This window comes from Pseudomonas sp. GD04158, from assembly GCF_029834875.1.
GTDB classification, from domain to species: Bacteria; Pseudomonadota; Gammaproteobacteria; order Pseudomonadales; family Pseudomonadaceae; genus Aquipseudomonas; species Aquipseudomonas hydrolytica.
The window spans coordinates 17,747-32,013 of sequence record NZ_JAODYT010000016.1 but is presented as its reverse complement, the minus strand read 5'-3'; the positions used below and the strand labels follow the sequence as shown (position 1 = coordinate 32,013).

Here is a 14,267-nt window from a genome sequence, read left to right as displayed (position 1 = left end):
GGACGAGATCGACAAGGCGCCTTGATGGCGCCTTTTTTCCGCCACCCGCTGGGCCTTGGCCCGGGAATGCGCTATTAAAGGCAGCACCGCCTTTCCACTCCTGGAGTTCTCATGTCGAACCAGCGTCACCAGGTACGAACCCCGATGAAGTGCCGGATCAAGATCAGCCACCCGAGTTTCGGCGAGCTGGTGGCACAGACCCGCGACCTGTCCGATAGCGGTGTCTATGTGAAGCACCCCGACATGACGAGCCTGACCGTCGGTGCCGAAGTGACCGGCCAGGTGCAGGACCTGCCGTTCCCCGCTCCGGTGTTGAAGATGGAGGTGGTGCGTGTGGACACCGAGGGGGCCGGTCTGCGCTTTCTCGACGAGGTCTGAAGCGCTGCAACGCAGCGGCCCTGCGGTGGCCTCCCTCGCACTCCATTCTTCCCCTCTGCTCGCTGTACCTGCGCCCGGGCGGACCTGTCCGTTGGTCGCCTGCTGGCGAAGCCAAGTGAACCCAGCGCCTGTTTCGGCAGTCCGTCCCGGGGACGGGCCGGATGCCCCTCCTTCGATGTAACGCCTTGCCTCGGGATGGCTTCCGGGTAGCGGCCAACGACCAGGGTCAGCGGGTTTTGAACAAGTTCTGCAAGTCACTTTGTCTGGGCGGTGCCCTTTTGTTCGGCATGTGCGCCGAGGCGTCCGCCACATTCCGTATTCACACCTCCCCCAGTGCTTCGGCTGTACAGGGCGCACCGGTGAGCCGGGCGGAGCCGGCGCGCGAGGTGGTCAAGCGCGCCCTTGGTGCGGTCGGCATTCCCTATCGCTGGGGCGGCGCCAGCCCGAAGCAGGGCTTCGACTGCAGCGGTCTGGTGCAGTATGCCTTCAAGCCGTTGGAGGATCTCGACCTGCCGCGCACCTCACGAGCCCTGGCCCGCCTCGATGCACCGTCGATTGGCCGTCACGAGCTGCAGGCTGGCGACCTGCTGTTTTTCCGTCTACGCAGCAGCTCGGTGGATCACGTGGCCATTTATCTGGGTGAAGGTCGCTTCATTCATGCCCCGCGCCGCGGCAGCAACGTACGCATCGATCGTCTCGATGACGGTTACTGGCAACGTCATTTTCAGCTGGCCAAACGTGTCGTTCCCGAGGTGTGAACGATGAAGCGGACGAGCGTAGCCGGGTGACTCCGACAAAACCTATCCCGCGGGTCAACAATGCGCTAGAATGCGCGCCGCTCGTGGCCATGCCGGCTGCGGCAGTGGGTTCCCTCACCCCACTTCATGAAAAAGGACATCGACATGACCCTGATTCCTGCGTCGGTCAGTCGGCCCGTGCTGGCCGGCCTGATCGCCTTCCATATCCTCATCATCATCGCCAGCAACTACCTGGTGCAGCTGCCGATCACCCTGTTCGGCTGGCATACCACCTGGGGTGCGTTCAGCTTCCCGTTCATCTTCCTGGCTACCGACCTCACCGTGCGTCTGATCGGCAAGCATGCCGCGCGGGTGGTGATCGCCCGGGTGATGCTGCCGGCGCTGCTCGCCTCCTACGTGGTGTCGGTGCTGTTCCATGAAGGGGCCTTCGGCGGCCTGGCGGCGCTGGGCGATTTCAACCTGTTCGTCTTCCGTATCGCCGTGGCCAGCTTCCTGGCCTACGCCTTCGGCCAGTTGCTCGATATCCAGGTGTTCGACCGCCTGCGCCAGATGCGCCAGTGGTGGATCGCGCCGACGGCCTCGACCATCTTCGGCAACCTGCTCGATACCTTCCTGTTCTTCTCGGTGGCCTTCTGGCGCAGCGACGATCCGTTCATGGCGGCCAACTGGGTGGAGATCGCCACGGTGGACTACGTGATCAAGCTGGCCATCAGCCTGATGCTCTTCGTACCGCTGTACGGCATGCTGCTCAGCGCCATCGTCCGCGCCCTGCCCCAGCGCCCGGCCACGGCCTGAGCCGAGCGCACGTACTCAACGCCCGCCGGCAATATCGATCAGCGCACCGGTGGTGTAGCTGGCCTTGTCATCGAGCAGCCAGACGATGGCCTCGGCAACCTCCTCCGCGCGGCCGGCGCGGCCCAGCGGGGTGGCCTTGCCGAGGCGCTCGGCGCGATCTGGCTGGCCGCCGCTGGCGTGGATCTCGGTGTCGATCAGCCCCGGCCGCACGGCGTTGACCCGTACGCCCTCGCCGCCCAGCTCCTTGGCCAGGCCGCGGGTCAGCACGTCCATGGCGCCCTTGGCGCCGGCGTAGTCGACATATTCGAACGGCGCGCCCAGGCTGGCGGCCACCGAAGACACCAGCACCATCGAGCCACCCTCGCCGCCCCGGCTGCGCGCCATGCGCCGGGCGCCTTCGCGCGCGGTCAGGTAGCTGCCCAGCACGTTGACGTCGAACATGCGCCGCAGGCGCTCGCCGCTCATCTCCAGTAGCGGCAGGGGCGGCGCGACGATGCCGGCATTGACCACCAGACCGTGCAGCGGGCCGAGCCTGTCCATGGCCTCGAACAGGCGCTGCACCTCTTGCTCATTGGCCACGTCGCCAGGCAGGGCGACGGCTGAGCCGCCCATGGCTTCAATCTGCGCCACCACCTCATCGGCGGCGGCGCGGTCGCTGCGATAGTTCACCCCGACCGTCCAGCCACCGGCGGCGGCCAGCAGGGCCGTGGCGCGGCCGATGCCGCGGCTGGCACCGGTGATCAGCAGGTTCTTGCTCATGGGGAGGTCTCCTGTTCGTTGTGGTCATCATGCGTAGGGTGGACGACGCGTCACCCGTCCACCACCTGACGAGTCCAATGGTGGACAAAAAAGCGTTGTCCACCCTACGGCAGGGGCTCGTCAGTAACCAGTGGGCAGGACGGGTGGCCGCTAGCGGACTCGGGGGTTACCATGCGCGCCCTTCTAGCGACCCGCACCTGCTCATGAAACCTGCAAGCTTGCGCGCCGACCTGCTGGCCGGCCTGACCTCGTCCTTCGCTTTGGTGCCCGAGTGCATCGCATTCGCCCTGGTGGCCCAGGTCAACCCGCTGATGGGGCTGTACGGCGCTTTCATCATCTGCACCCTCACCGCGCTGTTCGGCGGCCGGCCGGGCATGATCTCAGGCGCAGCCGGCTCGATGGCGGTGGTGATCGTCGCCCTGGTGGTGCAGCACGGTGTGCAGTACCTGCTGGCCACGGTGCTGCTCGGCGGCCTGATCATGCTGGCGTTCGGCCTGTTGCGTCTGGGCAAGCTGATCCGCATGGTGCCACATCCGGTGATGCTGGGCTTCGTCAACGGCCTGGCCATCATCATTGCCCTGGCCCAGCTCGAGCATTTCCAGCACGACGGCCACTGGCTGCAGGGCAAGGCGCTGTACCTGATGCTCGGTCTGGTGGCGCTGACCATGGTCATCGTCTACCTGCTGCCACGCCTGACCCGTGCGGTGCCGCCGGCCCTGGTAGCGATCCTCGGCATCGGCGCGCTGGTCTACCTGCTGGAGCTGCCGACCCACACCCTTGGCGATATGGCGCAGATCGCCGGCGGGCTGCCGAGCCTGATGCTGCCGGACATTCCCTGGAACCTGGAAACCCTCGCCATCATCGCTCCCTATGCGGTGCTGATGGCCCTGGTCGGCCTGCTGGAAACCCTGCTGACGCTGAACCTCACCGACGAGATCACCGCCACCCGTGGCCATCCGGATCGCGAATGCGTAGCGCTCGGTGCGGCCAACATGGTGTCCGGCGCGTTTGGCGGTATGGGCGGCTGCGCGATGATCGGCCAGACCGTGATCAACCTCAGCTCGGGCGGGCGTGGTCGGGTCTCCGGCGTTGTCGCCGGGGTGATGATCCTGCTCTTCGTGCTGTTCCTCTCGCCGCTGATCGAACGCATCCCCCTGGCAGCACTGGTGGGTGTGATGTTCGTGGTGGCGCAGCAGACCTTTGCCTGGGGTTCGCTGCGCGTGGCCGGCAAGGTGCCGGCCAACGACGTGCTGGTGATAGTCGCCGTGACCGCCATCACCGTGGCCACCGACCTGGCCACCGCCGTGCTCTGCGGCATCGTCATCGCCGCGCTCAACTTCGCCTGGCAGCATGCCCGCGAACTCTATGCCGACAGCGATATGCAGGCCGACGGCAGCAAGCTGTACCGCGTGCATGGCACACTGTTCTTCGCCTCCTGCACCACCTTCCTGGCGCAGTTCGAGCCGGCCGACGACCCGCGGCAGGTGACCCTGGACTGCCGCCACCTGAGCTTCGTCGACTACTCGGCCATCGCCGCGCTGAAGACCCTGCGCGAGCGCTACGAACGCGCCGGCAAGCACCTGCGCGTGGTGCACCTGTCCGAGCGTTGCAAGCAGTTGCTCAAGCGGGCTGGGGCTGGCGAGTAGGACCTTCTGTGCAGTGTCACGCTTTGGCTGGCACGTATGAAAAAGAACGGGTGCCATCGCTGTTTTCTGCGAACTCCACGAGCGCGCTGGCGCGGATGAACAGGCAAAATTCGCCGGCTTCGCCAACCGCTCTCGGGCCAATCCGAAGCGCCGGAGTGTCATATATAGGGAGATATCCGTGAAAAGACTTTTGTTCGTGTCGCTGGCCGGCCTGCTGCTCGGCGCTTGCTCCAATCAGGCCGTGCAGCAGGAGCAGGCACCCTCTGCGGCCGAGAACGACCAACGGCTGGTCGGCATCTGGGCGATGCTGCCGCTGCGTAACGGTATTGCCAACGTTGCCGAATACCGCGCCGACGGCAAGGTTCTGCTGCACTCCTTCAACTGCGCCGAGCCTGACAAGCGCGTTATCGAAGAGTCGGACTACCGTTTCAGCGAGAACGGCCGGACCATTCATGTCTCCTCGCCTCAGCGCGCCTTCGACCTTCAAGTGCTGGACCTTCAGCCGAACAGCATGAAGCTCGGTATGCAGGTGGCGGGCTTCGAGCTGAATTTTTCCTACCTCAAGCGCAACGAGGTCGCGCCGCTGTGCGCGCTCTACGTCGAACCGCAGGTCGATGAAAGTAAGCAGTCAGCGTTCAAGGCAAGCGACTTCGTCGCGGCTCCGTACATACCGGCACACGCCGATATCGAGCGCTACATGGGGCGTTGGGTAAACGAAAAGGAAGAGTTGCAATTCGAGGTGATCAAAGATTCATCCGGTCGTGCCAAGCTGCATCACGCCAGTGACAAGAACTGGCATTACCTCTTCAATGACATGAACTGGCAGGGCGACGAGCTGCATTACCAGAGCTTTGCCTACTCGGATCAACCGAGGCTGTTCAGTCATCCGTTCCACAAATCCCAACATCGCTCGATCCTGTCGCCACAGGCTGAAGCGGGCAAGATTCGCTACAGCTTTTTCATCGGCCAGAAACGCTTCGATTACATTCTGATGCGCGAGCAGTGATGGCTTGGCGCAGCCGCTGCGCCAACGAAAAACCGCTGCCCTGTCGCCAGGTGCAGCGGTTTCTCTTGCCGCGGTGGGCGATCAGCGGCGCGCGCTGCGTACCCCTTCGGCCAGTTCGCGACACAGGCCGAGCACGCCGTCGATGGCCTGCTGCGGGCTTTTCGCCTCGGCGATCTTGTCGATCAGCGCCGAGCCGACCACCGCGCCCTCGGCGCGCTTGGCCACTTCGGCGGCGTGCTCCGGGGTGCGGATGCCGAAGCCGATGCAAACGGGCAGGTCGGTGTGGCGACGCAGGCGCGCCACGGCTTGCTCGACATGATCCAGGGTCGCCGCACCGGCGCCGGTGACACCGGCCACCGACACGTAGTAGACGAATCCGGAGCTGCCGGCCAGCACGGTGGGCAGGCGGTCGTCGTCGGTGGTCGGGGTGGTCAGGCGGATGAAGTCCAGACCTGCGCTCTGCGCCGGTTCGCACAGCTCGTCGTTGTGCTCTGGCGGCAGGTCGACCACGATCAGGCCATCGACGCCGGCCTCTTTGGCGTCGCTGATGAAGCGCTCGACGCCGTAGACGAAGATCGGGTTGTAGTAGCCCATCAGCACCAGCGGCGTGCTCTGGTTGCCGGCGCGGAATTCGCGAACCATCTGCAGCGTCTGATGCATGCCCTGCTTGCCGGCCAGCGCGCGGATGTTGGCGAGCTGGATGGCCGGGCCGTCGGCCATCGGGTCGGTGAAGGGCATGCCCAGCTCGATCACGTCGGCGCCGGCCTCCGGCAGGCCCTTGAGAATGCTCAGTGAGGTGGCGTAGTCGGGATCACCGGCGGTGACGAAGGTCACCAGCGCGGCGCGGTTTTCCGCTTTCAGTTCGGCGAAACGGTTCTGCAGGCGGCTCATGCGTGTTTCTCCTGGTTGTCCTGCATGTGGTGCATCACGGTCTGCATGTCCTTGTCGCCACGACCGGACAGGTTGATCACCATCAGGTGATCCCTGGGCAGCTTCGGCGCACGTTTGAAGGCTTCGGCCAGCGCATGAGCGCTTTCCAGGGCCGGGATGATGCCTTCCAGGCGGCAGCAGTGGTGGAAGGCGTCGAGGGCTTCGTCATCGCTGATCGGCACGTATTCGACGCGCTTGATCTCGTGCAACCAGGCGTGTTCCGGGCCGACGCCGGGGTAGTCGAGGCCGGCGGAAATCGAGTGGGCATCGGTGATCTGGCCGTCGTCGTCCTGCAGCAGGAAGGTGCGGTTGCCGTGCAGCACGCCCGGCGCGCCGCCGGCCATGCTCGCCGCATGCTTGCCGGTGTCGATGCCATGGCCGGCCGCCTCGACGCCGACGATCTGCACGCCTTCATCATCGAGGAAGGGGTGGAACAGGCCGATGGCGTTGGAGCCGCCGCCGATGCAGGCCACCAGCGAGTCGGGCAGACGCCCTTCCTTCGCCAGGATCTGCTCACGCACTTCGTTGCCGATCACCGACTGGAAGTCGCGGACCATGGCCGGGTACGGGTGCGGGCCGGCGGCGGTGCCGATCAGGTAGAAGGTGTTGTGGACGTTGGTCACCCAGTCGCGCAGGGCCTCGTTCATGGCGTCCTTGAGGGTGCCGGTGCCGGCGGTGACCGGAATTACCTCGGCGCCGAGCAGCTTCATGCGAAAGACGTTGGCCTGCTGGCGGTCGATGTCGGTGGTGCCCATGTACACCACGCACTGCATGCCGAAGCGCGCGGCCACGGTGGCGGTGGCCACGCCGTGCATGCCGGCGCCGGTCTCGGCGATGATGCGCTGCTTGCCCATGCGCTTGGCCAGGAGGATCTGGCCGATGCAGTTGTTGATCTTGTGCGCGCCGGTGTGGTTCAGGTCTTCGCGCTTGAGGTAGATCTTCGCCCCGCCAAAGTGCTCGCTCAGGCGCTCGGCGAAATACAGCGGGCTGGCGCGACCGATGTAGTCGCGCTGGAAGTAGGCCAGTTCTTCGAGGAAGGCCGGATCGCTCTTGGCCTTTTCGTATTCGGCGGCCAGCGAGTTGATCAGCGGCATCAGGGTTTCGGCGACGAACTGACCGCCGAAGCGGCCGAACAGGCCGCGAGCGTCGGGGCCGGTGCGAAATGAGGTCATGGCGTGCTCCTTGTCGACAGCCAATGGCTGGCAGGGCGAGTGAGAGATGGGCCCATTCTAGCCCCATGAAACGCGGCGAAAAGCGATTTGATTGAGCTTATTGGTCAGTAAAACTCACGTATCGAAAGGCGCGCCGGTGTGATGCGCCACACGCGGTCGACTACTGGGCAGAACTTGGCGCTGCCCAATCTGTCCCAGCCGCAGGCGGCGTGGCGTCGCCCCACAGGGAGAGATACGAATGCATAAGGTAATGGCGGTAAGCGTGATCTGCGCGGCGCTGGCGACGACGGCTCAGGCTGCGACACTGGAACTCCACGGTATTGGCAACTCACGCGATGTTGCGTGCAAGGGGCAGGACGTCAGCATCAGCGGCGCCGACAACCACTTCCGTTTGAGTGGCGACTGTGGCCGCGTCGAGGTGCACGGTTCGAAACATGTGATCAGCCTGGACAAGGCCGCCGGCCTGGAAGTGACCGGTGCGACGAATCAGATACAGGCCGGACGGCTCGGTGGCCTGGATGTGGACGGTGCCGATCACCAGATCACGGCCCTGGTGCACGGCGACGGCCAGCAGCCCGCACAGGTCGTGCTCTATGGCGGCGGCAACGTACTCACGCTCGATCTACAAGGGCCAGTGCGGCTGGAGGTCAATGGAACTGATCAGCAGGTCACCTGGCAAGGGGACGACCCGGAGGTGGAAACCAGCGGCATCGACCACCGTTTGCAGCGGCAGTAAGCAGCTGCCAGGTTGGCGGCCCGCCGGGAACATGATTAGATGCCCCTGACTCGTCAGGAAAAATCACCTCTCCCATGAGCCGCGATCTGCCCCCACTCAATGCTCTGCGCGCCTTCGAAGCGGCCGCCCGCCTGCAAAGCGTCAGCCGCGCCGGCGAGGAGCTGCACGTCACCCACGGCGCGATCAGCCGCCAGATCCGCGTGCTGGAGGAGCAGCTTGGCGTCAGCCTGTTCGACAAGGACGGCCGCGGCGTGAAACTCACCGAGGCCGGGGTGCGCCTGCGCGATGCGGCGGGCGATGCCTTCGAGCGTCTGCGTGGGGTCTGCGCCGAGATCCGCCAACGCCAGGAAGGCGCCCCCTTCGTGCTTGGCTGTCCCGGCAGCCTGCTGGCGCGCTGGTTCATTCCCCGCCTGGATCGCCTGAACCGCGATCTGCCCGAGTTGCGTCTGCAGCTGTCGGCCAGCGAGGGCGAGCTGGACCCGCGCCGGCCCGGTGTGGACGCCACACTGTGTTTCGCCACGCCGCCCTGGCCGGCGGATGTACAGGTGCATGAACTGGACACCGAGCGCATCGGGCCGGTGCTCAGCCCGCGCTATGCCGGGTATGAGGCTCTGCGGGGTGCGCCCGCCGCCGCGCTGCTCGGCGAGCCGCTGCTGCATACCGTGTCGCGGCCCCAGGCCTGGCCGCAATGGGCGCTGGCGCAGGGGCTGGAGCCGGCCCGCCTGCAGCAGGGGCAGGGCTTCGAACATCTCTACTACCTGCTGGAGGCTGCCGCCGCAGGGCTTGGCGTGGCCATCGCGCCGCAGCAGCTGGTGGCGGACGATCTGGCCGCCGGGCGTCTGCTGGCGCCCTGGGGCTTCGTCGAGACAGGGGCAAAACTGGCCCTGTGGGTGCCGGGACGAGGGCATGACCTGCGTGCCGAGCGCCTGGCCGGCTGGCTGGCCGCGGAGCTGAACGGACTTGCTGCGCCTCGGTCGCCGGTATAGCGTGGCGCGACCGGCCGCATCCAGCGCCCGGACCATGACAGGGAGCAATCAGCATGAAAGAAAGTCGTGATTATCTGGAGATGGCCTTCCGCTCCATCAAATGCTTCGCCGACGACGGCAAGCTGCTGGTTCACGAGCTCGAAAGCCTGGTCGACATCGCCCGCCGCGACGGCGTGGTCGATGCCAACGAGAAGCGCATCCTGCAGGGCATCGTGGCCCGCCTGAACCCCGCCGAACTGACCGCCGACATGCAGACCAAGATCGCTGCGCTGAGGGCCGAGCTGCAGTTCTGAGCCGGCCGCCTCGCTTGTTCTTTTCCTCAGCTTGGCTAGCGTGAACGGTAGGTGGTTTCCATTGCCTACCAGAGGTTCATCCAGCTGAGGAGAACAGCATGACCGATCACCACACCTACAAGAAGATCGAAATCGTTGGTTCATCGCGAACCAGCATCGAGGACGCCATCGAGAACGCCCTGAGTGAGTGCGCCAAGAGCGTACGCAACATGGACTGGTTCGAGGTGGTGGAAACCCGTGGCCATATCGAGGACGGCAAGGTGGGTCACTACCAGGTCACCCTCAAGGTCGGCTTTCGCCTGAGCGGTAGCTGATGCCCTGTGCGTTGAGGAAGGCGAGAAAGGCTTCGCGGCTGGTGTAGCGCGGCTGATAGCCGAACTCCTCCTTCAACCGCTGGTTGGCCAGCACCGGCCGGTAGCGCAGAAAGTCCAGTTGCTCCGGGCCGTACTGGCTCAGCCCCAGCGGCTTGAGCAGGCGCAGCGCAGCGGCCAGCAGCGTGGCCGGCACGGGCCGGTAGGGTTTGCCGAGAATCTCGGCGATCTCCGCCAGGCTCAGGGCGCCATCGCCGGCCAGGTTGTAGATGCCTTCGCGAGCGGTCTCCAGCCCCTGGCGGATGATGCCGACCACGTCCTGCTCCCAGATGAACACGAAGCGGCTGTCATGACCGCGGACGCCGAGCACGGCGCGTTTCTTGAACAGGTCGCTGATCGGGTTGTTCAGACGGCGGCCGAGAATGGTGCCGGGACGCAGGATCAGCTGACGCAGCTGCGGATGCTGGGCCCGGCTGCGCGCCAACAGCTGCTCGATCTCCAGCTTGTGCCTGGCGTAGACGAAATGCGGGTGCCCACGCAGCGGCTGATTCTCGTCTATCCACTCGGCATTCTCGGGGGCGTAGCCATAGGCGGCGCCGGAACTGGTGACGATCAGCTGGCGCACGCCGTTGGCGATGGCGCTGTCCACCAGGCACTGGGTGCCGCCCACTTCGATGGCGTGCAGGTGTGCTTCGCTCATGTCGCGCGGTGGCCGTATCACGGTGGCCAGGTGGACGATGGCGTCCGGCTTCCAGCCGGCAACGCAGGCCCGCACCTGCGCGGGGCGGCCCATGTCCAGCAACACCGGCTCGACGTTGGCTTTCAGCCCGCGACTGTCGAGCGCGCGGATATCGGCGGCGATCAGCGTCCATTGCGGATGCTGAATGGCCAGTTCGTCGAGCAGTTGGTGGCCGATGAAGCCGGCTGCGCCGGTGATCAGAACGCGCATGGCTGTCTCCCCGCGGCGCTTGGCGGCCGCCTGGCCTGGTCGATTGCGGCAAGCGCGCCGGGGCTTGCTGAGCGCGCTGAGCAGGCCTCGTAGTTGTTGTTGAAAGCCTTTTGCCAGTCTAGGCCGGAGCGCGCCGCCAGGTAGTGGCGAAAATGGCCATTGGCCATGATGATGCGTGCCAAGCCGACCAGTGGTGTGGCGCCGTGCACAGCCCGCAGGGCGGCCGCTGGCGAGCAGGGTGCGATTCGGGCAAGCTGAGGGCGCATGTTCAGGGAGGAATGTCATGTTCAGATCAATGCTGATGTTGCTGGCCGCGCTGGCGCTGGGCGGCTGCATCGAAAGCGAAACGCCGCTGGTCGAAGAGCGCCGTCTGCTGCTCAGCGGGGAGGATTTCTCCGCCTACGATGCGCCGGATGGCGGTCGCTACGAGAAGCTGGTGACCTATGCGGCGCGCAGCATCGACCTCAGCTTCGAGAGCGAAGGCAGCGACTGGTTCTATCTCTACAGCGGCGTTTCGCTCTATCCGCGTGCCAGCGACGCACTGATGACCAGCTACGCGGAAACCTTCGGCGCCTCGTTCGGCCTGCGCGGCAGCGGTCTGGTCGAGCAGGAGCTGCCGCTGCAAACCAAGCTGGCCGCGCGCGCCAGCCTCAAGCTGCTGACCCAGGACGGCGAGCCAGTGGGCAACCTGTTCTATGCCACGGTCGGCAACAAGTCGATGTTCACCATCTTCACCGGCGTCTACTTCGAGCGTGCCGAGGATTTCGAGGCCTTCGTCGCGCCCAAGCTGCTCGCCCTGCGTCAGTACAAGCACGACGATCCGCTGCTGACCTGGGCTGGCAGGACGCTCGGTTTCGACGAATAGCCGCCGCCGCGCACCAATCGTTCCCGTCTCGCGGCCGGGTTGGCCATGGTTGGGAATGCCTGTAAGAGCGGTGCGCGCGGCGCACCCGACGACCGCCCGCCCTCAACCACACGCCGATGACGAAGACGTCCACCGCCCCGTAGGGTGCGCCGTGCGCACCACTCGTTTACGGATCGGAGGGCATCGCCACGACCTCGGCGGCCTCGGACACCCCAGAAGCCCGGCCGGAGGCGGTAGACCGTCTAGCCGAAGAACCAGTAGCACACGCCGATGGCGGCAATAATCCCAGCCGCATCGGCCACCAGCGCGCAGCCCACGGCGTGACGGGCGCGCTGCAGGCCGACGGCGCCGAAATATACCGCCAGCACGTAGAAGGTGGTTTCGGTGCTGCCCTGCACGGTGGCGGCGATCAGGGCGGGGAAGCTGTCGACGCCGAAATTCTCCATGGTCTCGATCAGCATGGCGCGCGCGGCGCCACCGGAGAAGGGCTTCATCAGCGCGGTCGGCAGGGCGTCGACGAAACGGGTATCCCAGCCCAGCGCCTCGACCAGCCAGCGGATGCCGTCGAGGCCGAAATCCAGGGCGCCGGAGGCACGCAGCACGCCGATGGCGCAGAGCATGGCCACCAGATACGGCAGCAGGCTCTTGGCCACGTCGAAGCCGTCCTTGGCGCCTTCGATGAAACTTTCGTACACCGCCACCCGGCGCAGGGCGCCGACCAGCAGGAACAGCATGATCAGGCCGAACAGGGTGAGGTTGCCGAGCAGCGAGGACAGCGCCGCCAGCGCGGTGGCGCTCATGCCGGCCAGCAATGCCATGAAGCCGCCCAGCAGCAAGGCGGTGGGGATCAGGTAGGCCAGCACCACCGGGTCCCACAGGCGCAGGCGTTGCACCAGGGCCACGGCCAGCAGCCCGGCCAGCGTCGAGGCGCTGGTGGCGAGCAGGATCGGCAGGAAGACCAGGGTCGGGTCTTCCGCGCCCTGCTGCACGCGGTACATGAAGATCGATACCGGCAGCAGGGTCAGCGACGAGGTGTTGAGCACCAGAAACAGGATCTGCGCATTGCTCGCGGTGGTGGCGCTGGGGTTGAGATCCTGCAGGGCGCGCATGGCTTTCAGGCCGATGGGCGTGGCGGCGTTGTCCAGGCCCAGGCCATTGGCGGCGAAGTTCATGCTGATCAGTCCCAGCGCCGGGTGGCCGCGCGGCACTTCCGGCATCAAGCGGGCGAACAGCGGGCCCAGCAGGCGCGCCAGCAGATCCACCAGACCAGCCTTCTCGGCGATGCGCAGCAGGCCGAGCCACAGCGTCAGCGTGCCGAACAGCACCACCATCAGCTCCACCGAGAGCTTGGCCATGGCGAACAGGCTCTCGACCATGGCGCCGAACACGGTGGCGTCGCCACCGATCAGCCAGCGGGCCAGGGCGGCGATCGCACCCAGCAGGAAAAAACTCAGCCAAAGGCCGTTGAGCATTGCGATCCCCCTTAGCTCGAAGTCGCGAAGCGACGCCTTCCTTGCTGCCCTTCTCCCTCAGGAGAAGGTGGCGCCAGGCGCCGGATAGGGAGGGCATGCCGTTATGGCGGGGGATGATAGCGTGCCGACGAGGTTGTAGGGGACCGCCGGCAATGAGCCGTCACTCAATACCAGTTGGGGTCGTTGCGCAGCTGCTCCATCAGCATCTGCTGGATTTCCTCGCTGGGCTCGCCCAGCCAGCGCAGGCTGGCGTGCTCGCTGGGGGCGCGATCTTCCGGCAGGCCTTCGGGCACCTGGACGTAGAGCGCATAGGCATCGTCGTCCTGCCATTCGAAGGCGATGTACGCGCGCTGGCTGAAGCAGTTGTGCGCTTCGCACACCTGGCCCACCAGATAGCGGTCACTGTCGGCTTCCACGGCCTGCATCGGCGTCGACAGGCCGCTGAGGTTGATCAGCCAGTCCGGCAGGCGTTCCTCGTTCTTGACCAGACCCTGCCAGGCCTCGCGGTATTCGGCGTTGCTGGTCAGCAGCTCGCCCGGGTGGAAGGCGGCATCTCGATCGGCGGCCTGGGCCGCCAGGGCGCCACCCATCAACAGGGCGGCGGCAATGGCGTGCATCAACTGCATCGACGTCTCCTTACATGCGGGGGCGACGGCCCATGATGAACGAGATGATGAACAGCACCAGGAACACCACGAACAGGATCTTGGCGATACCTGCGGCGGTGCCGGCGATACCACCGAAGCCCAGTACGGCAGCGATGATGGCGATGATCAGAAAAGTAAGTGCCCAACTCAGCATGGCGTTTCTCCTCGGTGGTTCAATGGGTAGCGGCCCAGGCGGGCCAGGGGTGTTGCGGGTTGCTCGGGATGGCCGGCTGGCGCGGGCTGCCCTCGGGCAGGTCCAGCTCGGCGGTGGTGTTGCGGCTGGCGCACAGGGTCTGGCCAACCAGCAGGACGCTGGCGAGGATCAGACTCAGCAGTAGCAGCAAGGCTGCCAGCACCAAAGCGACTATCCACATGGCGGTTCTCCTGTCGCATTGGGGCGAATGGCATGTCCGCCCCTTCCTTTTCCAACCTCGTGACCGGTGCATCACCGATCACTCAACCAAAGCATTGCAGCGCCCGTGCCAGTCTTTTGCTGGAAGTAAATCCTTTTAAAATCAGTGACTTGAATATTGGCTGGGGTGACCGGTGACGGGCATCCTGCCC

18 protein-coding genes are annotated in these 14,267 nt (G+C 65.6%); 10 read left to right on the top strand and 8 right to left on the bottom strand.

Going from position 1 to position 14,267, the window contains the following annotated elements; translation table 11 throughout:
• Positions 1–111 precede the first annotated feature (111 nt).
• From N7333_RS08910 to N7333_RS08900, 3 genes are all read left to right on the top strand, one after another.
• On the top strand, positions 112–378 hold the full coding sequence (locus N7333_RS08910; RefSeq protein ID WP_129483188.1) for a PilZ domain-containing protein: 267 nt from the start codon (positions 112–114) through the stop codon (positions 376–378).
• Between the two features lie 359 nt (positions 379–737).
• Complete coding sequence (locus N7333_RS08905) at positions 738–1,136, top strand: C40 family peptidase (RefSeq protein WP_252576712.1); 399 nt, start codon at positions 738–740, stop codon at positions 1,134–1,136.
• 144 nt (positions 1,137–1,280) lie between these two features.
• Positions 1,281–1,931, top strand: a complete 651-nt coding sequence (locus tag N7333_RS08900; protein ID WP_129483189.1) for a 7-cyano-7-deazaguanine/7-aminomethyl-7-deazaguanine transporter — start codon at positions 1,281–1,283, stop codon at positions 1,929–1,931.
• A gap of 15 nt (positions 1,932–1,946) precedes the next feature.
• Here the strand turns inward: N7333_RS08900 and N7333_RS08895 are convergent, their stop codons facing one another.
• Entirely contained in the window at positions 1,947–2,690 is a 744-nt protein-coding gene (locus tag N7333_RS08895; RefSeq protein WP_096825013.1) for an SDR family oxidoreductase, read from the bottom strand.
• Positions 2,691–2,893: 203 nt separating this feature from the next.
• Between N7333_RS08895 and N7333_RS08890 the strand changes: the two genes are divergently transcribed.
• Together N7333_RS08890 and N7333_RS08885 are read left to right on the top strand one after the other, a co-directional pair.
• A complete protein-coding gene (locus N7333_RS08890; protein ID WP_096825011.1) occupies positions 2,894–4,336 on the top strand; it encodes a SulP family inorganic anion transporter in 1,443 nt (480 codons plus the stop codon).
• Positions 4,337–4,532: 196 nt separating this feature from the next.
• Positions 4,533–5,342 (top strand): hypothetical protein, encoded by an 810-nt coding sequence (locus tag N7333_RS08885; RefSeq protein WP_279858696.1) that lies wholly within the window; start codon positions 4,533–4,535, stop codon positions 5,340–5,342.
• 81 nt (positions 5,343–5,423) lie between these two features.
• Here the strand turns inward: N7333_RS08885 and trpA are convergent, their stop codons facing one another.
• Together trpA and trpB are read right to left on the bottom strand one after the other, a co-directional pair.
• The gene (trpA, locus tag N7333_RS08880) at positions 5,424–6,233 is read right to left on the bottom strand and encodes a tryptophan synthase subunit alpha (protein ID WP_129483191.1); all 810 of its coding nucleotides are present in this window, start codon (positions 6,231–6,233) and stop codon (positions 5,424–5,426) included.
• The gene (trpB, locus tag N7333_RS08875; RefSeq protein ID WP_129483192.1) at positions 6,230–7,444 is read right to left on the bottom strand and encodes a tryptophan synthase subunit beta; all 1,215 of its coding nucleotides are present in this window, start codon (positions 7,442–7,444) and stop codon (positions 6,230–6,232) included. Before trpB ends, trpA begins: the two co-directional genes overlap by 4 nt.
• A 238-nt stretch (positions 7,445–7,682) precedes the next feature.
• Between trpB and N7333_RS08870 the strand changes: the two genes are divergently transcribed.
• From N7333_RS08870 to N7333_RS08855, 4 genes are all read left to right on the top strand, one after another.
• Entirely contained in the window at positions 7,683–8,180 is a 498-nt protein-coding gene (locus N7333_RS08870) for a DUF3060 domain-containing protein (RefSeq protein ID WP_279858695.1), read from the top strand.
• A gap of 74 nt (positions 8,181–8,254) precedes the next feature.
• On the top strand, positions 8,255–9,166 hold the full coding sequence (locus N7333_RS08865) for a LysR family transcriptional regulator (RefSeq protein WP_096825006.1): 912 nt from the start codon (positions 8,255–8,257) through the stop codon (positions 9,164–9,166).
• A 53-nt stretch (positions 9,167–9,219) separates the two neighbouring features.
• Positions 9,220–9,459 carry a hypothetical protein gene (locus tag N7333_RS08860; RefSeq protein WP_011920419.1) on the top strand — a complete coding sequence of 80 codons (240 nt, stop codon included), beginning with the start codon at positions 9,220–9,222 and terminating at the stop codon, positions 9,457–9,459.
• 98 nt (positions 9,460–9,557) lie between these two features.
• Positions 9,558–9,773 carry a dodecin gene (locus N7333_RS08855; RefSeq protein WP_003242036.1) on the top strand — a complete coding sequence of 72 codons (216 nt, stop codon included), beginning with the start codon at positions 9,558–9,560 and terminating at the stop codon, positions 9,771–9,773.
• Here N7333_RS08855 and N7333_RS08850 read toward each other — a convergent pair.
• The gene (locus N7333_RS08850) at positions 9,742–10,719 is read right to left on the bottom strand and encodes an NAD-dependent epimerase/dehydratase family protein (RefSeq protein WP_003242039.1); all 978 of its coding nucleotides are present in this window, start codon (positions 10,717–10,719) and stop codon (positions 9,742–9,744) included. The two genes, N7333_RS08855 and N7333_RS08850, sit on opposite strands and share 32 nt — an antisense overlap.
• A 283-nt stretch (positions 10,720–11,002) precedes the next feature.
• On the opposite strand from N7333_RS08850, the gene N7333_RS08845 reads away from it, so the two are divergent.
• The gene (locus N7333_RS08845; RefSeq protein WP_011920421.1) at positions 11,003–11,584 is read left to right on the top strand and encodes a hypothetical protein; all 582 of its coding nucleotides are present in this window, start codon (positions 11,003–11,005) and stop codon (positions 11,582–11,584) included.
• Positions 11,585–11,826: 242 nt separating this feature from the next.
• Here the strand turns inward: N7333_RS08845 and N7333_RS08840 are convergent, their stop codons facing one another.
• The 4 genes from N7333_RS08840 to N7333_RS08825 all read right to left on the bottom strand — a co-directional run bounded on the left by N7333_RS08840 (position 11,827) and on the right by N7333_RS08825 (position 14,077).
• Positions 11,827–13,056: a spore maturation protein gene (locus N7333_RS08840; RefSeq protein WP_003242043.1), complete on the bottom strand. Its 1,230-nt coding sequence runs from the start codon at positions 13,054–13,056 to the stop codon at positions 11,827–11,829.
• A 164-nt stretch (positions 13,057–13,220) separates the two neighbouring features.
• Positions 13,221–13,682 (bottom strand): inhibitor of vertebrate lysozyme family protein, encoded by a 462-nt coding sequence (locus N7333_RS08835; protein WP_129483195.1) that lies wholly within the window; start codon positions 13,680–13,682, stop codon positions 13,221–13,223.
• A 10-nt stretch (positions 13,683–13,692) separates the two neighbouring features.
• Positions 13,693–13,857 carry a DUF1328 domain-containing protein gene (locus N7333_RS08830; protein ID WP_003242048.1) on the bottom strand — a complete coding sequence of 55 codons (165 nt, stop codon included), beginning with the start codon at positions 13,855–13,857 and terminating at the stop codon, positions 13,693–13,695.
• Positions 13,858–13,876: 19 nt separating this feature from the next.
• Complete coding sequence (locus tag N7333_RS08825; RefSeq protein WP_041772774.1) at positions 13,877–14,077, bottom strand: hypothetical protein; 201 nt, start codon at positions 14,075–14,077, stop codon at positions 13,877–13,879.
• Between the last annotated feature and the right edge of the window lie 190 nt (positions 14,078–14,267).